Origin of the sequence: Kurthia sp. FSL E2-0154, assembly GCF_038003625.1 — a bacterium.
GTDB classification, from domain to species: domain Bacteria; phylum Bacillota; class Bacilli; order Bacillales_A; family Planococcaceae; genus Kurthia; species Kurthia gibsonii.
In genome coordinates this window covers 147,064-169,482 of the sequence record NZ_JBBOPO010000001.1, presented here as the reverse complement: position 1 = coordinate 169,482, position 22,419 = coordinate 147,064, and the positions used below count along the sequence as shown (strand labels likewise).

The 22,419-nt window shown below is 35.4% G+C and carries 14 protein-coding genes; 2 read left to right on the top strand and 12 right to left on the bottom strand.

Annotated features, from left to right (window positions below; genetic code table 11):
* Positions 1 to 120: 120 nt before the first annotated feature.
* The 7 genes from MHB75_RS00695 to MHB75_RS00665 form a co-directional block, all read right to left on the bottom strand.
* Positions 121 to 1,434: a murein hydrolase activator EnvC family protein gene (locus tag MHB75_RS00695; RefSeq protein ID WP_087682330.1), complete on the bottom strand. Its 1,314-nt coding sequence runs from the start codon at positions 1,432 to 1,434 to the stop codon at positions 121 to 123.
* A gap of 12 nt (positions 1,435 to 1,446) precedes the next feature.
* Positions 1,447 to 2,331 (bottom strand): permease-like cell division protein FtsX, encoded by an 885-nt coding sequence (gene ftsX, locus MHB75_RS00690; RefSeq protein WP_141274242.1) that lies wholly within the window; start codon positions 2,329 to 2,331, stop codon positions 1,447 to 1,449.
* Positions 2,321 to 3,007, bottom strand: coding sequence for a cell division ATP-binding protein FtsE (gene ftsE / locus MHB75_RS00685; protein ID WP_068455508.1), 687 nt, complete (start codon positions 3,005 to 3,007; stop codon positions 2,321 to 2,323). Before ftsE ends, ftsX begins: the two co-directional genes overlap by 11 nt.
* Positions 3,008 to 3,521: 514 nt before the next feature.
* Positions 3,522 to 4,685 carry a DUF4097 family beta strand repeat-containing protein gene (locus tag MHB75_RS00680; protein WP_068455512.1) on the bottom strand — a complete coding sequence of 388 codons (1,164 nt, stop codon included), beginning with the start codon at positions 4,683 to 4,685 and terminating at the stop codon, positions 3,522 to 3,524.
* A 58-nt stretch (positions 4,686 to 4,743) separates the two neighbouring features.
* On the bottom strand, positions 4,744 to 7,611 hold the full coding sequence (uvrA, locus tag MHB75_RS00675; protein WP_340995230.1) for an excinuclease ABC subunit UvrA: 2,868 nt from the start codon (positions 7,609 to 7,611) through the stop codon (positions 4,744 to 4,746).
* A gap of 7 nt (positions 7,612 to 7,618) precedes the next feature.
* Positions 7,619 to 9,601 carry an excinuclease ABC subunit UvrB gene (gene uvrB / locus MHB75_RS00670; RefSeq protein ID WP_338838627.1) on the bottom strand — a complete coding sequence of 661 codons (1,983 nt, stop codon included), beginning with the start codon at positions 9,599 to 9,601 and terminating at the stop codon, positions 7,619 to 7,621.
* Between the two features lie 132 nt (positions 9,602 to 9,733).
* Entirely contained in the window at positions 9,734 to 9,982 is a 249-nt protein-coding gene (locus MHB75_RS00665; protein ID WP_068455520.1) for an IDEAL domain-containing protein, read from the bottom strand.
* A 229-nt stretch (positions 9,983 to 10,211) separates the two neighbouring features.
* On the opposite strand from MHB75_RS00665, the gene MHB75_RS00660 reads away from it, so the two are divergent.
* The gene (locus tag MHB75_RS00660; RefSeq protein WP_340995228.1) at positions 10,212 to 10,781 is read left to right on the top strand and encodes a competence protein ComK; all 570 of its coding nucleotides are present in this window, start codon (positions 10,212 to 10,214) and stop codon (positions 10,779 to 10,781) included.
* Between the two features lie 48 nt (positions 10,782 to 10,829).
* Here the strand turns inward: MHB75_RS00660 and prfB are convergent.
* The 5 genes from prfB to MHB75_RS00635 all read right to left on the bottom strand — a co-directional run bounded on the left by prfB (position 10,830) and on the right by MHB75_RS00635 (position 20,847).
* A protein-coding gene (prfB, locus tag MHB75_RS00655) for a peptide chain release factor 2 (protein ID WP_340998512.1) occupies positions 10,830 to 11,928 on the bottom strand; the annotation gives its coding sequence in 2 pieces (ribosomal slippage) (positions 10,830 to 11,864 and positions 11,866 to 11,928; 1,098 coding nt in all).
* An 83-nt stretch (positions 11,929 to 12,011) separates the two neighbouring features.
* Complete coding sequence (secA, locus tag MHB75_RS00650) at positions 12,012 to 14,525, bottom strand: preprotein translocase subunit SecA (RefSeq protein WP_340995226.1); 2,514 nt, start codon at positions 14,523 to 14,525, stop codon at positions 12,012 to 12,014.
* A gap of 273 nt (positions 14,526 to 14,798) precedes the next feature.
* Positions 14,799 to 15,359: a ribosome hibernation-promoting factor, HPF/YfiA family gene (gene hpf, locus MHB75_RS00645; protein ID WP_141274246.1), complete on the bottom strand. Its 561-nt coding sequence runs from the start codon at positions 15,357 to 15,359 to the stop codon at positions 14,799 to 14,801.
* A gap of 100 nt (positions 15,360 to 15,459) precedes the next feature.
* A complete protein-coding gene (locus MHB75_RS00640) occupies positions 15,460 to 15,837 on the bottom strand; it encodes a PilZ domain-containing protein (protein ID WP_340995222.1) in 378 nt (125 codons plus the stop codon).
* 228 nt (positions 15,838 to 16,065) lie between these two features.
* Complete coding sequence (locus MHB75_RS00635; RefSeq protein WP_340995221.1) at positions 16,066 to 20,847, bottom strand: hypothetical protein; 4,782 nt, start codon at positions 20,845 to 20,847, stop codon at positions 16,066 to 16,068.
* A 192-nt stretch (positions 20,848 to 21,039) separates the two neighbouring features.
* Here MHB75_RS00635 and fliB point away from each other — a divergent pair, with 192 nt between their 5' ends.
* Positions 21,040 to 22,224 carry a flagellin lysine-N-methylase gene (fliB, locus tag MHB75_RS00630; protein WP_340995218.1) on the top strand — a complete coding sequence of 395 codons (1,185 nt, stop codon included), beginning with the start codon at positions 21,040 to 21,042 and terminating at the stop codon, positions 22,222 to 22,224.
* The last annotated feature ends 195 nt before the right edge of the window (positions 22,225 to 22,419 follow it).

Sequence of the window (22,419 nt, the reverse complement as noted above, 5' to 3'; positions counted from 1 at the left end):
CTCCTATACCCATTACGGTATAATATTCTTATATGAAATACAACTAAAAAAGCCGAGTCTGAAGTGATTTTCTCTCTCTTCAAACTCGGCTTCAATTCAATTCTCTCCTCTTGAATTGAATTATAGTGAAATATATTGCAGTGGGTTTACAGCACCCGTTGCTTGATTCACCCAAGAACCAATATGAATTTCAAAGTGAACATGAGGTCCTGTTGAACGTCCTGTTGAACCAATGTAACCAATGACTTCACCTTTTTTAACTGTTTTACCAACTGATGTACCAAAACGACTCATATGTGCATAAAGTGATGTGTATGTTTGACCATTAATATTATGTGTAATCATCACGACATTACCATATGTAGATAGTGGACTTGCTCGGAATACAACACCGTCTGCTGCTGCTACAATTGGTGTTCCTTCACTATTCGCAATATCAATACCATAGTGATATTCTGCTCCTGCACCAATGTCACGTCCTGCAAAACCTGAAGTGAATCGACCTTGTGCTGGTTTCATCCAAGTACCCGATGAAGCTGTTGGTACAGATCCTACGCTTGCACTTGATGAAGAGTTACTTGAACTTGAATTGGATGTTGTTGAAATCGCTGCACTAGCTTTTTTCGCTGCTGCTGCCTCAGCCATTTTACGTGCTTTTTCAGCTGCTTTACGCTGCTCTGCTTCGATTTTCTTTTGTACTTTCGAGCTGACACTTGCAACTTCTGAATAATGATTTTCTAATCCTTTACGCTCTTTATTCAGTTTTGCTTGTTTACGTTCCATCTGTGCTAAAGCTGATTTTTTCTTATCTTGTTGTTTTTTCAAGTTTGCTTTTAATTCTTCTAACTCTTTTTTACGATCTTCTTGTTCAGCAAGTTTTTCTTTTACTTGATTTTGTTGTTCTTCTACTTTTGCCTGGTCAGCTTTTTGTTCTTCTACAATACGTTCATCCGCATTGACAATTTCATTTACTGCTGAGACGCGGTCGATAAAATCAGAAAAACTATTAGAACCTAAAAGAACATCGATATAGCCAACCTGTCCACCTGTTTCTTGCATTGCGCGTGCACGTTCTTTTAAGATTTCATTACGCTCATCAATTTTCTTTTGAAGTGCTTCAATTGATTTTTGTAATTTTTCAATCTCGTACTTTGTCTGTGCAATCTTTTGCTCTACACCTTCGATTTTGTTATCTGTCTCTTGAATTTTCACTGTGATTTTCGAAACTTCTTTTGCAGACTTCTCAATTTCAGCTTGGGCTTTTGCAATTTTTTCTTTTTTAGCTTGAAGTTCTTTGCTGATTTTACTTTTCTTTTGATCCAACGCATTTTTCTCTTTTTTCAAATCACTAACAGATTCAGCACTCGCGCTCATAGTAGGTACTAAGAGCGTCGTTGCAAGTGCTGCTGCGATTACTTTATTTTTTTGTAACACAACAAAATCCTCCTATACTTTTAAAAACTTTCGAACAGACATAAAACTGCCGACTACACCGATTAATACACCCATGACAAGTAGAATGATATCAACTTCCAAAATGAACGGCATGACATCTAAAATTTGAACAACACTGCTTTCAAGTTTTGGCGCAAGCGAACTATGCACAATGCTATAAAGCGTTGTGACACCGATAATTGGCAGAATTGAACCGATTGCCCCTAACCACATACCTTCTAAAATAAATGGCACACGAACAAATGAATTCGTTGCTCCAACCAATTTCATAATTTCGATTTCGCGACGACGTGCTGTAATCGTAATTTTAATTGTATTAGAAATTAAGAATGTCGCTGTTAATAACAACGCAATAATTAATACAATGCCTACTTTTTGACTAATATTTAATACATTAAATAATTTTTCAATTTTATCTTTACCATACTTCACTGTGTCGACAGCTGGATTTTTCTCAATCTCTTTTGCGACTTTTTCTGTTTGTTCAGGATCATCTGCCTTCACATACAGTACATTATGAAGTGGATTTTCTTGTTTAAATAGTGAAACATCATTACCAAAATCTTTGACTAATTTATCAAGCTCTTGTTTCTTCGACGAATACTTTACAGATTCTACACCTGGCATTTTTTCTACCTGTTGCTGTAATTCTGCTTCTGATGTTTCGTTTGCACTTAAATCAATTAATACTTTAATTTCAACATCATTCTTAATATCTGTAGACATCTTATTCAAGTTCATCATGATTGTTAAAAATACACCAACTAATAGTAGTGTTACTGTTACAGCACTAATCGATGCAAAACTCATCCAACGATTTCGTGCCATCGAGATGAAACTCTCTTTAAAATGACGCTTCATTGTATTAAAATTCATAACCGTAGTCACCCCCACGTTCATCTCGAACAATTTGTCCGTTTTCAATGGCGATTACTCGTTTACGCATTGTATTTACAATATCTTTGTTATGTGTAGCCATAATAATCGTTGTTCCTCTAGCATTAATCTCATCAAATAAACGCATAATTTCCCATGATGTTTCAGGATCTAAGTTACCTGTCGGCTCATCTGCAATCACGACTTTAGGTGAATTAACGATAGAACGTGCTATTGCCACACGTTGTTGTTCACCACCTGATAATTCATCCGGGAACATTTTTACTTTTTTCGTTAAACCAACTAATTTTAAAACATCCATTACACGTTTTTTTATTTCTTCTGGATCTTTTTCAATTACTTCTAAAGCAAATGCAATATTTTCATATACATTTTTACGAGGTAATAATTTAAAATCTTGGAAAACAACACCCATATTACGACGCAAAAACGGAATTTCTCTATCTTTTAAAGTTGTAAGGTCTGTTCCGTTTACTTTGATTTCACCTGAAGTTGCTTTTTCTTCTCTATACATCATTTTGATGAATGTCGACTTACCAGCACCACTCGGTCCAACAATATAAACAAACTCACCTTGCTTAATTTGTATGTTCAGTCCCTTAACAGCTACTACACTATTCGGGTACTTCTTTACAACATTTTTCATTTCGATCATGTTCGTACCACCTATTATTATAAATTGTAGTTCGTTTCTCTTTGTGACTACTGAATTTGAGCACATAGGTATCTAAGAACTCAACTGCACTTCAATAGTATATCATCTAAAAATCATTTCTCCATTACAGTTCCATTTCAATTTGCTCCTCGCTTGTAACACTTCGTCGAATTTCATCCATTCTACAGAAAAGCAGGCTTTTTTTCACATAACTAATAGTATCTATTTTACTAAAATAACAGGGAATAAGTTACAAAAAAATAGATTTTATACGTTTTTTGCACTCTTTTTTTCAAAGAACAGACACTTTTTATTTTTTTATCATAAATCGATTCAATATATATAATAGGTTAGCACAAAACACTTCTCTTCTATTTTTTAGCGTTCACAATGAAAAACTGGAACCGCACCACAGCGCGATTCCAGTTTTTATGCTCATATGAGAAAATGTTTTACAGTTATGTCCTAGCTTTTTCGTATATCCGAAACAACACTTTGTTTCAGCATCATCTATTTATACAGTATAACGAACAATGACAGAGCCTGTTTGTGTTTCGCCATCAATTGTTAATTGATGTGCGTCAGGTACAACTTTACGGAAACGAACAGACTTATTGAACATTTGATTATCTTCACGTAAGAATTCAACATCTCCCAAAACAACATCCATCTTACCAAATGTAGAAGATAATTCACCGATTAAAGATACGCTTTCAGGAACATATAGCTCGATTGTCCCTGCTGCTGTATTGGCTTTAATGCGTTCTGTTTGTTGTGATTTCGATGTAACCACAACGTGTCCGTTTAGTGATTTCGCTTCAATCGAACGTAATGAACCGTCAATATATACACGTCCATTCATCGTCTCTGCTTCAACTTCACGTCCTGCAACATCGCGAATATCAATGCTTCCATTCGCTGATTCAACATCTACTGAATCGAATGTGACATCCGAAATATGAATCGAACCATTTTTCGTTTCTACATTGACTTGATCCGCATTAATGCTGTGTAATGTAAAGCCACCGTTGAATAGGTTGGCACGAATACGACGATAATCGCCTTTTGGTACATACATGATGACATCTGTTTTCAACATTTTCGCTGTGTTATGAATGCGTAATGTTCCTGCATCGTTTCCACAGTTAAACTGCTTTTTAATTTCTTCATTTGATAAATCTTTTTGAGCACCCACTCGGAATAATGGTGTAGCCGATACTTCTAAATAAGCCGAACCATCTACAGAGTCACGAATAGTTAACTGTCCGTTTGGCATATCTACGCTAATATTATCAAACAATGTATTTTCAATCGGTTCAATCCAACTAAATTTGTTGTTTCCTGATGTCATCGAAGAGAAGTCAATATCGCGTACTTTATTGACTGCTGCACCAATAAAGTCCATGAATTTTGTACCGAATTCATTAAAATCACGCTTTATATCATTAATAAACTCATCTTCTTTTTTCGATTTTTCATCTTCCTGTGTATGTTTATAGGTTTGTTCTTCTTTTAGTTGCTCTTGTTGATGTGTGGATTGTTTAACTTCTTCTTTTTTTGGTGCGTCTTCAGACTTTACACCTTTTTGATCCAACTTCTCTAGTAATGTAATTGCCTCTTGTGCGCTAATGGTGCCGTTCTCAACTAACTGTAAAATTCGCTTACGTTCATCTTGCATTGTTGTGGCCTCCTTGTGCTTTAATACTTACTAATACGTTTGAATCAGACAGAAGGTTTCATTTTCCGGTTGCTTCTTGTAAATCTTTTTCCAAGCGTTTACGGTCACGCTCTAAGATAGGCAGTAGGTACTTCCCTGTATAGGAACCCTTCACCCTCGCTACTTCTTCCGGTGTACCTGTCGCAATAATTTGACCACCTCGGTCGCCACCTTCTGGACCTAAATCAATAATATGATCCACCGTCTTGATAACATCTAAATTATGTTCAATAACGAGTACTGTATTACCACCGTCTACTAAACGCTGTAAAACTTTTAAAAGGCGTGCGATATCATCGACATGCAGTCCAGTTGTTGGTTCATCTAAAATATAAATTGATTTACCTGTTGAGCGCTTGTGTAGCTCTGAAGCCAACTTCACACGCTGCGCTTCACCGCCAGAAAGAGTTGTTGCAGGTTGCCCCATCTTCACATAGCCTAGACCTACATCGACAAGTGTTTGAAGTTTACGTGCGATTTTCGGAATGTTTTGGAAGAATTCCAGACCATCTTCAACCGTCATCTCCAACACGTCTGAAATCGAGCGGTCTTTATACTTCACTTCTAACGTTTCACGGTTATAACGTTTACCATGACATACTTCGCATGGTACATATACGTCTGGTAAGAAGTGCATCTCGATTTTAATAATCCCATCACCACGACAAGCTTCACAGCGTCCGCCTTTTACGTTAAAACTGAAGCGCCCTTTTTTATATCCGCGTACTTTCGCTTCATTCGTCGCTGCATAAACATCACGAATATCATCAAATACGCCCGTATACGTTGCTGGGTTTGAACGAGGTGTTCGTCCAATTGGTGATTGGTCGATGTCGATAATTTTCTCGATTTGTTCCATTCCTTCGACTGCTTTCACAGCACCTGGTTTTGCTTTTGCTCGATTAATTTTTTGCGCTAATGCTTTATACAAAATTTCATTAATCAATGTACTTTTACCCGAACCCGATACGCCTGTAACCGCTGTGAAGACGCCAAGTGGAATATCAACTGAAACATTTTTTAAATTATTTTCCGAAGCTTTTTGAATCGTAATCATGCGTCCATCGTTTTGACGACGTTCTACAGGTACAGGGATATATTTTTTGCCGCTTAAATATTGACCCGTTAATGATTGTTCATGTGCCATGACTTCTTTTGGCGTACCAGCAGCGATAATTTCGCCACCATGAACACCTGCTCCCGGACCAACATCAATTAAATAATCTGCTGCAAGCATTGTATCTTCATCATGCTCTACAACGATTAATGTATTTCCTAAATCACGCATGCTTTGCAATGTTTCAATTAAACGGTCATTGTCACGCTGGTGTAAGCCAATAGATGGCTCATCTAAAATGTAAAGAACCCCTGTTAATCGCGAACCAATTTGCGTTGCTAGACGAATTCGCTGTGCTTCACCGCCTGAAAGTGAACCAGAAGCACGATTTAGCGTTAAGTAATCCAACCCTACATTATCTAAGAAAGAGAGACGTTCTGAAATTTCTCGAAGAACGAGCTTCGCAATTTTCATATCTTTTTCACTCAATTGTATTTCTTGAAAGAAGGCAAGTGCTTCTTTTATTGAAAATGTCGTAATCTCACCAATATGTTTATGATCGACTTTTACTGCAAGTGATTCGGGTTTTAAACGATAGCCTTTACATGATGGACAGTTCGACTGTGCCATGTATTTTTCCATTTGATCGCGTACATAGTCTGACGAAGTATCTTTAAAACGGCGTTCTACATTGCGTAATACACCTTCAAATTCAATCTCCTGCTCACGTGTTTTTCCAAATTCATTTGTATAACTAAAGAAGATTTTTTCGTCCCCTGAACCTTTTAAAATAATATCTAATTGCTCTTTTGGTAAGTCTTTCATTGGTGTATCCATATCAATATTGAAATGATCACAAACTGTTTTTAATAGTGTTGGATAATACTGTGAACTTGTTGGAATCCACGGCTCAATTGCGCCTTCATTCAATGTTAAATCACAATTTGGAATAACTGCCTCTACATCGACTTCTAACTTTGTTCCTAGACCATCACATGTTGGACAAGCACCAAACGGGTTGTTAAATGAGAACATACGTGGTTCTAATTCGTCAACTGAGAAGCCACAGATTGGACATGCGAAATGTTCACTGAATAAAAGCTCTTCATATTCCATTACATCGACCATTGCACGACCTTCAGCAAGGCGTAATGCTGTTTCGAGAGAATCACTTAGACGTGCTTCCACGCCTTCTTTTAATACGACGCGGTCAATCACTGCCTCGATTGAATGCTTTTTATTCTTTTCTAATGTTAAATCATCATCTAAATCACGAATTTCACCATCAATACGTACACGTACATAACCTTGTTTTTTCAAGTCTTCTAGTAATTTAACGTGCGTACCTTTTCGCCCTGAAACGATTGGAGATAGAATTTGCATCTTTGTACGTTCAGGGTATTGCTTTAAACGATCGACCATTTGCTCAATAGTTTGCGATGCAATCTCAATGCCATGATTTGGACAGATTGGCTTACCCACGCGTGCATATAAAAGACGCATGTAGTCGTAAATCTCTGTCACCGTCGCGACAGTGGAACGTGGATTTTTACTTGTTGTTTTTTGGTCGATGGAGATTGCGGGTGACAAACCTTCGATTAAATCTACATCAGGTTTATCCATTTGTCCTAAAAATTGACGTGCATAAGCAGAAAGAGACTCGACATAACGTCGTTGTCCTTCTGCATAGATTGTATCGAATGCGAGTGAAGATTTACCTGAACCTGATAACCCTGTCATAACAACGAGTTGATCGCGCGGAATTGCCACATCGATATTTTTTAAATTATTTGCGCGTGCGCCCTGTACAATAATTTCTGTATTCTTCAAAATGGTCTCACCCTTCTGCTTTCAGTTCTAAAATCGTATCACGTAGTTCTGCTGCACGTTCAAAGTCGAGTGCTTTCGCTGCTTCTTTCATTTCGACTTCTAGTAATTCAATGAGTGATATACGTTCGTTCTTCGTTAATTTCTTACCTTCTGTCACTTTTGAAATATATGCTTCTGGCTCTTCCGCCGCTGTTGTTGCACGAATCACATCGCGAATTTCTTTACGAATCGTTTGTGGTACAATACCATGTTTTTCGTTATAGGCAAGCTGAATGGTACGACGACGTTCCGTTTCATCAATGGCTTTTTGCATTGAATCGGTCATACGATCTGCATACATAATGACATGCCCATTCGCGTTACGCGCCGCACGTCCAATTGTTTGAACAAGTGAACGTTCTGAACGTAAGAATCCTTCTTTATCAGCATCTAAAATCGCAACAAGCGAGACTTCTGGAATATCCAAACCTTCTCGTAATAAGTTAATTCCGACAAGAACATCAAATACGCCCATACGTAATTCACGAATAATCTCGATTCGCTCCAACGTCTTAATTTCAGAGTGTAGATAGTTTACTTTAATGCCCATCTCTTTTAAATAATCTGTTAAATCTTCGGACATTTTCTTCGTAAGTGTCGTAATTAACACACGCTCATTTTTTGCGATACGCGCTTGAATCTCGTCAATTAAGTCATCAATTTGCCCTTCAATTGGACGCACTTCAATGACAGGGTCAACCAATCCTGTTGGACGAATAATTTGTTCTACCATTTCAGGTGTATGTTCTAATTCATATGGTCCTGGCGTTGCTGAAACGAAAATCGCATTATGAATGTGTTTTTCAAACTCCTCAAATGTTAATGGACGGTTATCAAGTGCTGAGGGTAAACGGAAACCGTGATCTACTAACACACCTTTACGTGCTTGGTCACCATTGTACATTCCGCGAATTTGCGGCAATGTTACGTGACTTTCATCTACTACAAGTAAGAAATCTTCTGGTAAATAGTCGAGCAGCGTATAAGGTGTTGCACCTGCTTCACGAAGCGTTAAATGGCGTGAATAGTTTTCGATTCCTGATGTAAAGCCCATCTCACGCATCATCTCTAAATCATAATTAGTACGCTGTTCTAAGCGCTGTGCTTCAAGTAACTTTCCTTCTTCACGAAGCACTTCTAAGCGTTCTTTTAATTCTGCTTCGATATTTTCAATCGCTACTTTCATTTTTTCTTCTCGTGTAACGAAGTGGGATGCTGGGAAGATCGCAACATGTTCACGGTCACCTAATACTTCACCTGTTAATGCATCCACCTCTCGAATACGGTCAATTTCGTCACCGAAAAATTCAACACGAAGACAATGCTCATCACGCGATGCTGGGAAAATTTCGACTACATCGCCGCGCACACGAAAAGTACCGCGAATGAAGTTTAAATCATTGCGATCATATTGAATATCTACTAATTTACGCAGTAATTGATTGCGCTCAATCTCCATGCCTGTACGAAGCGATACGACCATCTCTTCGTATTCTTCCGGATTACCTAAACCATAAATACATGATACAGAAGCGATGATAATTACATCTTGTCTTTCAAAAAGAGCCGAAGTAGCAGAGTGACGTAATTTATCAATTTCATCATTAATACTCGCATCTTTTTCAATGAATGTATCCGTCTGTGGTACATAGGCTTCTGGTTGATAATAGTCATAATAACTAACGAAATATTCAACCGCATTATTCGGGAAGAACTCTTTAAACTCACTATATAATTGTCCTGCTAATGTTTTATTATGTGCAATAACAAGTGTTGGTTTTTTCACTTCTTGAATCACATTTGAAATCGTAAACGTTTTACCTGTACCTGTTGCACCAAGTAATGTTTGATGTTTTTTCCCTGCTTTAACACCCTCCACTAATTCTGCAATCGCTTGTGGCTGGTCACCACCTGGTTGATAGGGCGCTTGTAAATCAAAATCATGTGACATGCGGCTGCCTCCTCATTTTCTCATTCTTCTATTTTAACATATCTCAAACCCTTTTACGAACATACGTTTCTTAATTGGAACAAAAATAAGATTTCTATTAAGTTACCCCTAATAGAAATCCTATGTCATCATTTATTCTTCATCAATCAAAGTGTCTTGTAATTGAATTAATTCTTTTGTAAATCGTTTAAAGGCTTCTTTATCTCTTTCGTCTAACGCGACATCAATTGCTTCACGAAGTAAGCGAATTTGTTGGTCTGCTAGAAGATGTTGTAAAAACATATCCATGTACAAATCGTTCAATAAGTCTTGACCTTGTAACCCTTGACTAAGTGGCTGTTCATTGTTTGGAGAGTTCTGCTGTGAGTAACGATATTCCATCTTCATCACCTCGAATACCTTTTTGCTATTATATGCGAAAAAGATTCAAAAAATCAACTAAAAGAAACTATTTATTTCAAAATTATCTGACTTTATAGAAATAGCCCGTTTTCTAAAAACGCCACTTTTGTCTAAATGTCGTTGCTTATACCTACTAAATCAAATATAATCAATTTAACAAATTCCATTAATTGGTTTTTGTTAAACAAAAGAAAAAGGAGTGTCAAATATGATAAAAGATCGTCTACCTGTTATTCTTTTAGAAGATTTTCGATTTAATGATACAATCCAAGTTCTTGAACCAGTCATTTCTAAAAACAATCAACAACGATTTACATATGTACTTGAAAAACAACGTGAATATCTCATTCAATCTTCTATTAAACGCGTCATTCGAAAATGTTGCTTTCTTTTTGGGACATCATTAGATGAAGCATTGCGTTTTTCACGCACGATTACTAAAGCTACAAATAAACTTCCTATCGTACTTGGAACAACTGAACAACCTTATATTTTAATTCCTACCCTTTCTCCTGATCGTCCCTACACCATGTGGCTCGCACATCATGCCATTTTAAATTGCGATGTAAATTCTAAAGTGGACTGCGTTGTTCATTTAGATAATCAAATCCGTCCATTCTTTAAAACAAATGTCTCAACCGCTACATTACAAACACAACTTACACGTGCGATGTTTTTAAAAAGAAATTATCGTTTATTAAAAGATTTAATGCCTGAACCGATTTCTGAAAATCATGTGGTATTCATCGATTCCAATAACTTAAAACGATTAGATTAAAAAATAAAGAATCGCCGATAGACATCAGGATTCTTTATCTCTCATTTATTAAATTAACGAACGTAAATATGCATTGATGAATAAATCTAAATCGCCGTCCATTACTGCTTGTACATTCCCTGTCTCAGCATTTGTACGGTGATCTTTTACCATTGAATACGGGTGGAATACATACGAACGAATTTGGCTACTCCAACCAATTTCCTTTTGCTCACCACGAATTTCATCTACTTCTGCCTGTTGTTCTTCTACTTTTAATTGATATAATTTCGCTTGAAGCATGTTCATCGCTTTTTCACGGTTTTTAATCTGTGAACGTTCAGCCTGACATGTTACAACAATTCCAGTCGGTAAATGCGTAATACGAATTGCTGAGTCTGTCGTGTTAATATGCTGACCACCAGCACCTGTTGCGCGGTATGTGTCTACTTTTAAGTCTTCTTGACGTACTTCAACCGCAATTTCATTATTGAATTCTGGAATCACGTCACATGATACGAAAGAAGTATGACGACGACCAGCTGAGTCGAATGGTGAGATTCGCACTAAACGATGCACACCTTTTTCGGCTTTTAAATAACCATATGCATTATGTCCTTGGATCGATAATGTAACGGATTTAATCCCTGCTTCATCGCCCGGTAGATAATCAAGTGTTTTCACTTTGAAGCCATGTTTTTCTGCCCAACGTGTATACATACGTAGCAGCATTTCGCCCCAATCTTGTGATTCCGTACCGCCAGCACCTGGATGTAATTCTAAAATGGCATTATTCGCATCATATGGACCACTTAATAATAATTGCAGTTCATAATCGGCTACGCTCTTTTTAAATGTTGCGAGTTCTTCTTCCAAACCTTCATGCAAATCATCGTCTGGCTCTTCTTTTAAAAGCTCTAACGTCATTTCAAGATTTTCTTGTTCCTCTACAAGCCGATGAAATTCATTGACGATTTCTTTTAACCCCTTAGATTCCGCAATGATTTCTTGCGCTGCATTTTGGTCATTCCAAAAATCCGGGTCAAGCATCATTTCATCTGTCTCTTGAATACGTGCCTCTTTGTTCTCTAAGTCAAAGAGACCCCCTAAAATCATTTATTTTCTTCGCTGTGTCATCTAGTGCATTTCGTACTTCTGATAATTCAATCATACATATTCCTCCAAGTAATTTTGATATTTATAACAGAAAAGAGGTTAGCCACAGAATAGGCCAACCTCTCTTTTTCTGATTTATTCAGTCGCACCGTGGCAGTTTTTATATTTTTTACCGCTGCCGCAAGGACATAAGTCATTACGACCGATTTCTTTTTCTTTACGGATTGGACGTTTTTTCTTCGGTTTTGAACCTTCTTCTTTCGGATTCACCGCTTGTCCTTTTGCTACTTCTTCACGCTCTAAGTTCGAACGAATTTCCGCTTTCATTGCGAAACGGGCAACTTCAGAACGAATTGCTGCAACCATTTCTTCAAACATACGGAAACCTTCTTGCTCGTACTCACGTAATGGATCGATTTGTGCATAGGCACGTAGATGAATCCCTTGACGTAATTGATCCATTGCATCAATATGGTCAATCCATTTTGAATCGATTGCACGAAGTAAGATAACTTTTTCGAACTCACGCATACGTTCTTCAGATAGCTCAGCTTCTTTTTCATCGTATGCAGCTTTAATTTTTTCGCGTAGCATCTCAATGATTGCTTCAGGCTCTTTATGCTCGAAGTCTGCAACACGCACTTCACCTTCTGGTAATAGTGTACTACCCACATATGCTTCTAAACCTTGTAAGTTCCATTCAGAAGGTGTATCACCTTGTGTATATGTTGCTACAGCAGTTGTTAGTTCTTCATCAATCATTGATTCAACTAATTCACGCATATTATCTGTTTCTAGCACTTCATAACGCTCTTTGTAGATGATTTCACGTTGTTTACGTAATACATCATCATATTGTAGAAGACGTTTACGTGCATCAAAGTTATTACCTTCTACACGTTTTTGTGCTGATTCTACAGCTCGCGACACCATTTTTGATTGGATTGGTTGCGTATCATCCATACCTAAACGTGTCATCATCGCTTTCATACTGTCTGAACCAAAACGCTTCATCAATTCATCTTCTAATGATAGATAGAATTGTGTCACACCCGGGTCACCTTGACGACCAGCACGACCACGTAACTGGTTATCAATACGACGTGATTCATGACGTTCTGTACCGATTACAGCAAGACCGCCTAATTCAAGAACGCCCTCACCTAATTTAATATCCGTACCACGACCAGCCATGTTTGTCGCGATTGTTACAGAACCTTTATGACCTGCTTCTGCAATAATCTCTGCTTCAAATTCATGGTTTTTCGCATTTAAAATCTTATGTGGGATTTTTAATTTTGTTAAAAGTTGTGATAATAATTCAGATGTTTCGATCGCTACTGTACCAACCAATACAGGTTGACCTTTTTTATGACGTTCTGCGATATCTTGTGCAACTGCATTAAACTTCCCTTGCATTGTTGCATAGATTAAATCTGCGTGGTCTTCACGTACAATTGGACGGTTCGTTGGAATCACGATTACATCCATATTATAAATGTTACGGAATTCCTCTTCCTCTGTTTTCGCTGTACCTGTCATACCTGATAACTTTTGATACATACGGAAGTAGTTTTGGAATGTAATTGTCGCCATCGTCATCGATTCATTTTGAATCTCAACGCCCTCTTTTGCTTCAATTGCTTGGTGAAGCCCTTCTGAATAACGACGACCATTCATAATACGACCTGTAAAGCTATCAACAATCATCACTTCGCCGTCTTGTACTACATAGTCAACATCTAAGTGCATCGCAACATGTGCACGTAACGATTGGTTAATCGCATGGTTTAAACCAACATGTGTTAAATCAAATAGGTTCTCAATATTGAAAGCACGCTCAGCTTTTTCAATCCCTTGTTCTGTTAGCGTTACACCTTTTGATTCAATATCATAGTTATAATCTTCATCTTTTTTCAGCATACGTACAAACGCATTTGATTGTTTGTATAGTGCAGCTGATTGGTTTGCTTGACCTGAGATAATTAATGGTGTTCTCGCTTCATCAATTAAGATGGAATCGACCTCATCAATTACAGCAAAGTGTAATGGACGTTGTACGCGTTCTTCTTTATAAAGCACCATATTATCACGTAAGTAGTCAAATCCAAGTTCGTTATTTGTACTATATGTGATGTCACATGCATAAGCAGCACGTTTTTCTTCTTTTGATAAACTGTTTAAGTTTAAACCTACCGTTAAACCTAAAAATTCATAAAGAGGACGGTTAATCTCAGCGTCACGACTTGATAAATATTCGTTGACTGTTACGACGTGTACACCTTTACCAGTTAGGGCATTCAAATAAACAGGTAATGTACCTGTTAAAGTTTTACCTTCACCTGTTTTCATTTCCGCAATGTTACCACCATGTAATGCAGCACCACCCATTACTTGTACGCGGTAAGGGAACATTCCAAGTACACGCTTCGCAGCTTCACGTACAACCGCAAAAGCTTCTGGTTGAATTTGATCAAGTGTTTCACCATTATTTAAGCGCTCACGAAATTCCGTTGTCTTTTGTTGTAATTGTTCATCCGTTAATGCTTCCATCTCTTTTGAATACGAATCAACCGCGTCTGCAATCTTCTCGATTTTTTTCAGTTCACGTTTATTCGGATCAAAAACTTTATTAAATATGCCAAGCATTTCATTTCACATCCTATATAGTCTTATATTTCATTTTATCATTTTTAAAGTTCTTAGTGCAAACGAACGATATATTTATTTCTCTCGTACGAGTTACTTGGTTTATTTTTTTGAGTCAATTATTTCATTCGACTTAGAAATAGCCTAAATTTTTACTTTCACACGACTTTTTGATTATATCATTAAAAAGGTGCGATATGATAGCATTCTTCATATTTTTTACATCAAAAAGGAGAACTAGCTGAACTAGTTCTCCTTCTATTCTAAAATAAATTATTGGTTTGTTTCAATTAAACCGTACTTGCCGTCTTTACGTTTATAAACAATGTTTGTTTCGTTTGTTTCTGCATCTGTGAAGATATAGAAGTCATGACCTAACAAATTCATTTGAAGAATAGCTTCTTCATGATCCATTGGTTTTAAATCGAATTGTTTTGTACGTACGATTTCTAAACTTTCTTCTGCATCATCCGCTACTCTCTCTGGCTCAAGCTGAATTTGTGCAAAATAAGTGCCTACGCCTTCACGCTCACGGAATTTACGATTCACTTTTGTTTTATGCTTACGAATTTGACGCTCTAGTTTTGCAACTACTTGGTCAATCGCTACATACATATCATCATTTCGATCTTCAGCACGAAGCATTAATTTCTTCATTGGAATTGTAACTTCCACTTTAGAGCTACGATCTTGATAAACTTTTAGGTTGATGTGAGCTGTAGCATCAATTTCCTCATTGAAGTATTTTTCAAGTTTTCGGACCTTATTTTCAGCATACTCTCGAATTGCTGGAGTAACTTCAATGTTTTCACCACGAATGTTAAATGTTAGCATATTAACTCCTCCTTCATGAACCTATATCTACTATATTCTACATTTACCCTGTAACTCCTTCTTTAAACGACGAAAAAATTATAGAAATATAAAAGAAATTTTAGAAAGTGCCTTTTTTAGCATCTAATACTTCTTGTCGACGACGTTGTTTCAACTCAGAAACAATTATATTCTCTAACTGTGTACTTTCCACCATCTCAATGCCATATTGATAACCTTCTGGATGAAATCTCTCCCAGCGAATCACCCCTTGCGATTCAATCGTTTGTTTATATAAACAAAAAGATAGCAAGAGTGGATATTCTTTCTCTTCATCTGTTAGCTGTTTTGTCACTAACAAGTTCATACCACTCGGACTAATATCTAATATTTTACCCGTACGTGTTAAGGCTACTTGCTGGTCCACATTACAACTATATTGAACATCGACAGGCTTAATTAAAATATGCCTGAAAGATTCAGAACGCTTATATTCCATTTTTACTACCTTCCTATCTTTTTAATATTATTTTAATTATACCAAATATAAAATACTTTTATACCACATAGATTATATATAATACGACCATTGTTATAGGATAAACGATGTTTTTGTCGATTTTTTGAATAATTCCTGTTTTTTTAATAAATGAAACACAGCAAGTCATTATAAAAAACACACCTCAGATGTTTTTTCATCCTATGAGGTGTGTTTTAAAAATTACACTTATTTTTTTAGATTATCCAAATATTCTTGTACTTTATAAACAGCCATAAAGTATTTATAGCGTTGTAAAGCTACTTTATCTGCTAATGACAGTGGGCGAATGACCTGTCCTTCAATATTGAAATCTCGGTTAATGAAGTTATATGCCTCATTCGCTTTAACCATTTTCTTTCGAATATCTGTGTACTTTTCCGAATCTATAGTATCTCGTGTTTGATTAATGTCATCATGTAGTTCTTGTGTTTCTTGAATCGTTTTTTCAAAATCTACAATCACTTTAATCGCTTCTGGAATTGTATCGACTTTGCCATCAATTGATGTTGCCATATCGTATTTTTTATATGTTGTATACAATTTCGTTTGTGTAAAGAACTGTTTTTGTAAATCTGTTAATACATTATACGATTTCATCGCTACAATAATGTTTTTAACAAATGTTTTATCGCCTTTCTTCACCTTTAAGAAGTTCGCATCTGCTGCTTCAGCGGCTTTAATATCTTCTTCAATTAATAATAGATAACGTTTTTCATTTTCTGGTTGTGCTGCTGGTCCAAATGCTGAATCATCTTGCTCTAAAATATTTTTCGGATCTTTTGCTAACTTTTTATACGCTGCAATCGCTGTTTTAATTGCTTCTTTTTCCGTTACTGTATATTTTGCTAGAGCTGCTTTTGGATAGGTTACTTTATCAAGTTGTTTTTTAATTGTGATAAGTCCTTCATACAATTTATATTTGGTCACAATTGGTTTATCAACAAATGTCAATCCAATAACTTTTTTACTGCTATCTGTATATTGCTGTGGTACAGATAAAAAATCATAAAATTCAGCTGCTTTAACTACATCTGCATATGTCGAATCTGCATTTAAAGCTGTTACTAAACGTGTGAATTCATCTGCTGTCGCTTTTGCATTATCTTCTTTCTTTCTAAAGCTCAATGAATCACCATATTTCGCATGTAAATCAACTAGTATTTGACCATATACTGAGTAATTATTTTGAGCATTCGTTGTTAACTTTGCATACTCTTTGTATAATTTTAGAGCTTCTACTTCATATGAGTCGCCTTGTGTATCTAATTTTTCATACTTTTTATCAACCGCATGTGCAGCGCGAATATCTTTTTCATCCGTCAATAGACGATTGAAGAAAGTCGGGTCTGCAATCGAATTGCGTACAATTTTTTTAGAACCTGCTGGTAATTTTGTATAGGCTGTTAAAAACAAGTCCATATTTTCAATATTACTCATTGTTTTAGCTGTTGGAGCTGTTGGATTAATTTGCTGATACTGACTATATAAGTCTTTCGACAACATGTAATCTTTGTATTGTTTTAATAATGATGCACTCACGATACTTAAAGCAGTTGAATCCAGTTTATTATATGCTAAGCGCATCGGTTCTAAGCCCGTTACATTGCCTGTATTTGGATCATATGCTTTTACTGCTGCTTCGAATGCATCTGCATTTGCTACAGGAACTTCAAAAGTTAATTTTAATTGTTCTAATTCTGGGCGATACAAGAAATAACCACGTACGCCTAAAGATTCTTTTTCAAAATCACGTACTAATTTTATCGCATCGCGTGCATTGTTTTTACCGCTATTATTTAATGCTTTATAGCGCTCTTCATACTTCATCGCATCTAATAAATTTTGAACTTGCGTATAGTTCAACCAATCAATCGGATTATAGATTACCTCATCAGGTGCAAACTTATCTTTATAATCAAGTTCTGGTTTATAACCAATAATTTCTCCCGTATTCACATCATAAATTGGAATATTATTACCATTCGCATCTTCTTTCAATCCTTCATAACTTGTGTAGTTTGGTGAGTTATTTAAAATCGACATTTGAATCGGGTTAAATTCTTTAAAATAAAGTAAGGCTTTACGCATATTGAGAACATCTTTTAAGTTATCTGTTGATTGACTAAATGCATAGAACCATGCATCATATTTTACCCAGTTACCGTTAATACGCTGATATTCATATAGATTTTGAGCAACGTCTTGAATGAATAATAATTGAATATATTCATCATATTTTTTCATAATTGCTGGATCAACAAATTGAACAAATTCTGGCGCTACTTTTTTATTCTGATCATAAATCGCCTTTAACTGGTGTACATTAATAATTTTACTTGTACGATTAATTGATTGTACACTTTCTTCAAATACAATGGCTGCTTTGATGGCTTTATCGTATTTTGCAGGAACCGCAGTAATAATCCCTTTGTTAATAACATAATTTTTCACATCATCTGTTGCTTTTATATATTCTTTGTACACATTATATAATTTACTTTCATATTTTGTGTCATTCACATTTAATAATTTATACATACCATCAATTTTTTTCGCTTCGATAATTTGTTTTTCGTCATCTAATAAACGTAGTTTAGACTGTACTTTATCTTCAATTTGAATAACTTTCTTACCAAAAGTATCTAACTTATTAAAAGCTTTTTTAGCTGTTAAAATATTTTCACGTTGTAATTCTGTTGTAGGTGTTGCTTTTAAATTAAAAATTTGATTGTAGACATCGACAATTGGCGTTAATTTTTTATAGCGTTTAATTGCTTCTGGATCAACCAAATTATTATATTTTGGATAAGGTTTAATTTGGTTTTCATACGTATTTATAATATCGATAATCCCAGCAATTGTCGTTTTGTTTACAAGCTCATCTGTATAGACTTCCTTGTATACTTCATACACGTCTTTCTCAAAGTCATTCACATAATCCTGCGATGTTTGGAAAACTGCTTTTAGTGCATTAATTTTCGTCGCATTTATTACATATTGTTTAGCTGTATCATGCAAATCATCATAGCTGTTATAGACACTACGCGCATCCTTTGTATAGGTCTTACTCGATTTCTTTAATGCCAGATACTTTTTATCAACAGCCATTGCTTGTTTAATTGCTGCTTCATCCTCTACAAAACCCTCTACATTGTGTCCTAGACCGTCCACAATTAATTTTTTCGGTGCATCCAATTTACTATATAGTTTTGTAGCAGCTAAAATATTATTTAATTTCGCTGTTGTGTAGCTCGGCTTTGATTTTGCCATTAGTGTATCAATCTCTAAAACTGATTTTGCCAACGTATAATCTTTCGCTACTTTTGCATCAATCATTTTCAGACCTGAAGGCTTATCTTTTTCAACTGTTTGATATAACTTTACTAAATTTTGAATATCTGCTTTTGTCGTGTATTGTCCAGCATCTGTTTCAAATTTTTCCACATGATCTAACTGTGTCTTATACGTAATTGGTGCAACACTTAATAAATCCGAAGCAGAAACATATCGAATACTACGGTCATTTTCTTGTGCTGCTTTTTTATATACATCAAATTGTTTCATAATAGCAGCCAGATCATTTTTCGCAATACCATCATTAAAACCTTTTGTCATCGCCTGACCTTTTTTTAGTGCCGCGCCATCATTCGCATAATTTTTTTTGTCACCCACAACCTTATCCAAAGCCTCATCCACAATCGATTTTTGGTCTGTGCCTAATTTCGCATAATTTTTAATGGTTGTATCTAATGTTGTAATATTTTTTTCATAAGGAATACGACCTTGATTACTAATATTAGTAATTGATTGTGGATCGAATCCTGCTGTAATTAAGCGTGCTTGATTCGTAATCGCAAAACTATTTGTTGAATTATAAGATTCTGCCTCTCTCAAATCTTTTACAACAGAAGGAATTGTTTCATACTTTTTATATTCAGCAAGTACTTTTTTATCAACGATATCAATTGGCTTACCTTTTAGCTTCTTACCATCATGAGTTGTTGATGTTATATTTTTATAAAAACCGACAGCTTTTTCAACTAATTCAAGACGTTCGGTCCCAACTGAAGGTGTTTTACCTGGTAAGTTATTAACTGCGTCTTCAAAATCCTGTTTTAACTTTACTTCTATTTTAATCTCTTCATCTAATTTATTCAGTTTGTCATGTTGCTTTGTGAAATCTGAAACTTTCTTCATGACACCCGTCACTGAGTTATTTTGTTCTGTTTTATACTTCTCATGCAAATCGTATGCTTGTTTTAAATAAGATTTATTCGTTGGATCTAATTTTGCATATGCAGCATCATAATTAGAAGCCTGTTGTACAATCGATTGAATACTTAAAAGATAATCAATCATCGACTGTGAACCGCCTAAAATTAATTTCTGATTCGCAGACAATTGATTATAGGCTTTTAAGAAAGCTAAAACATCTTGCGTTTTAGACGCATCAATTTTTGAAAAATCATCGCCAAGCGCTAATTTATTCAGCTTACGCATACTCACGTTAGCAGAATTTAAATTATTGTAATATGTAATCTTCTTCTTAACGGAAGCAGGTACATATTCCTTCGCTGCTTTTTTTAATTTATTGTATTGGACAGAAACTTTTGCGGCTTGTATTTTATAGTTTTTAGAAGATAGTTTAGCTGTTTGTTTTTTTAGCGAATTCACTTGATTCACCATTGGTTGAACAGCTTTTATATGCTTTTGAAGTGTTTTATAGTTGGAAACTTTTTTGCGCTCTGTTTTAGATAACTTTTTATAAGCTGTTTGAGCAGCTAATGTGTTTTTAACATAATTTGATTTTTTTGAGTTGAGTGCTTTAATTTTTGAGATGACAGCTTTTGTTTTTTTCGATACGGTCACTTTTTTCTTGGCACTTACATCCATTGGTTGTGCTGCTGCAAGCCATGTCGGTACTGTCAGCATGGAAGCTAAACCAAATGCGATTAATTGCTTTTTCATGAAGGACCCTCCCTATAATAATTTTGTTAAACTAAGTTGTTCATACTATATAATTATTGAATCAATCTATAATTTTTATATCGTCCGTAGGAATACATTATTGAGGAAAAAAGATTTTTGTAACTTTTGTAATGAAAGCAACATTTTAAAAGTCATACCGATATTATAAGAGAATGAGGAGGCGTTTTAACTATGCAAAAAACTGAATTAAAACCAAGCTACTATGATCAATTCGCATGTATTGGTAGTAAATGTGAGGATACATGTTGTGCTGGATGGAAAATTGATATTGATAAAAAGTCGTATCAAAAATATAAAAATGAAAAAAATCCTACTATAAGAGAGGAATTAAAAAAGAATACTCAACGGAATCGTCAGAGCCAAAATGACTTACAATATGGAAAATTTAAATTAGATGCTGATGGAAAATGCACGATGCTTGATGAAGAAAATTTATGTACAATTCAAAAAACATTAGGGGAAAAAGCCTTATGTAGAACTTGTATGGTTTATCCACGACAAAATATACAACTAAACCAAGCAATCGAAAAAAGTTTAGACACATCTTGTCCAGAAGCAGCGCGACTCATCTTATTAAATAAAGACGGAATCAACTTTATTGAAGATGAAGCAATCCAACCGAACTATTGGATTGAGCATGTAGAGAAGAAAGATAATGAATACGCATATTTTTGGTGTAACCGTATTTTCTTTATTAGTGTTTTACAACATAGAAAGCATTCGATTGAAATGCGTTTATTCTTAATCGGTCTTTATATCAAAAAGATGGAAAGTTTATCTCTAAAAGAGCGCATGCAACAAGCTGAAAAATTAAGTGCATATTATATCAGTTTATTAGATGCTTTAGAGACAGATGAATTATTAACATCTTTAGAGGCAAATTATGTTTTACAACAACCTCTAGCAGACTTTTTTTTAAAAGAATTCCATACAAATTCCATGCGATTTAACGAACTTGCAGACCAAGCATTCAAAGACATTGATTTTTCAGTCGAGGATGGTACGTTTAAAGCGTTTATAAAAAAGCATGCGCCAACTTATACAAATGATGAAAACACAAAAATTATTTTAGAGAATTATCTTGTTAACCTCGTATTTGTAAAATATTTCGAAACAAACGAACAAACAAATATTCAATTTTTTTCATACTTGATGATTCACTTCGTACTCTTACGTCTATTAATTATTGGCAATATGGACGTACTCGAATTAAATGATGCAAACATGGTACGAATCATTCAGGCTTTCAGTAAAGCTTGCACACATAATTCAAATTACTTTACAGAAGCAACTCGAATTATTTCTTCACCTGAATATTCACTAACAAGTCAGGCAATGAATTTATTAAAAATTTAAGGCTCTACAATAAATAACGTTGGTGAAGAAAAAAGCACCGAACTCACATGAGATCGGTGCTGGAACTTCACTAGCGTTATTTTTTATGTCAAACCATAGAAAACAAGTGAGTTTCCCGATAGAATAAAAGTCGACTAAAACCCATACTAAAGGAGAGACTCACTTGCACACTACTCATGATATTAAAAATTTACT

Bases quoted from the DNA above. Each gene is read 5' to 3' on its own strand.
- ftsX (WP_141274242.1), bottom strand. From the start codon at position 2,331: ATGAATTTTAATACAATGAAGCGTCATTTTAAAGAGAGTTTCATCTCG.
- ftsE (WP_068455508.1), bottom strand. From the start codon at position 3,007: ATGATCGAAATGAAAAATGTTGTAAAGAAGTACCCGAATAGTGTAGTA.
- MHB75_RS00680 (WP_068455512.1), bottom strand. From the start codon at position 4,685: ATGCAAGATGAACGTAAGCGAATTTTACAGTTAGTTGAGAACGGCACC.
- uvrB (WP_338838627.1), bottom strand. From the start codon at position 9,601: ATGTCACATGATTTTGATTTACAAGCGCCCTATCAACCAGGTGGTGAC.
- MHB75_RS00665 (WP_068455520.1), bottom strand. From the start codon at position 9,982: ATGGAATATCGTTACTCACAGCAGAACTCTCCAAACAATGAACAGCCA.
- MHB75_RS00660 (WP_340995228.1), top strand. From the start codon at position 10,212: ATGATAAAAGATCGTCTACCTGTTATTCTTTTAGAAGATTTTCGATTT.
- secA (WP_340995226.1), bottom strand. From the start codon at position 14,525: ATGCTTGGCATATTTAATAAAGTTTTTGATCCGAATAAACGTGAACTG.
- hpf (WP_141274246.1), bottom strand. From the start codon at position 15,359: ATGCTAACATTTAACATTCGTGGTGAAAACATTGAAGTTACTCCAGCA.
- MHB75_RS00640 (WP_340995222.1), bottom strand. From the start codon at position 15,837: ATGGAATATAAGCGTTCTGAATCTTTCAGGCATATTTTAATTAAGCCT.
- MHB75_RS00635 (WP_340995221.1), bottom strand. From the start codon at position 20,847: ATGAAAAAGCAATTAATCGCATTTGGTTTAGCTTCCATGCTGACAGTA.
- fliB (WP_340995218.1), top strand. From the start codon at position 21,040: ATGCAAAAAACTGAATTAAAACCAAGCTACTATGATCAATTCGCATGT.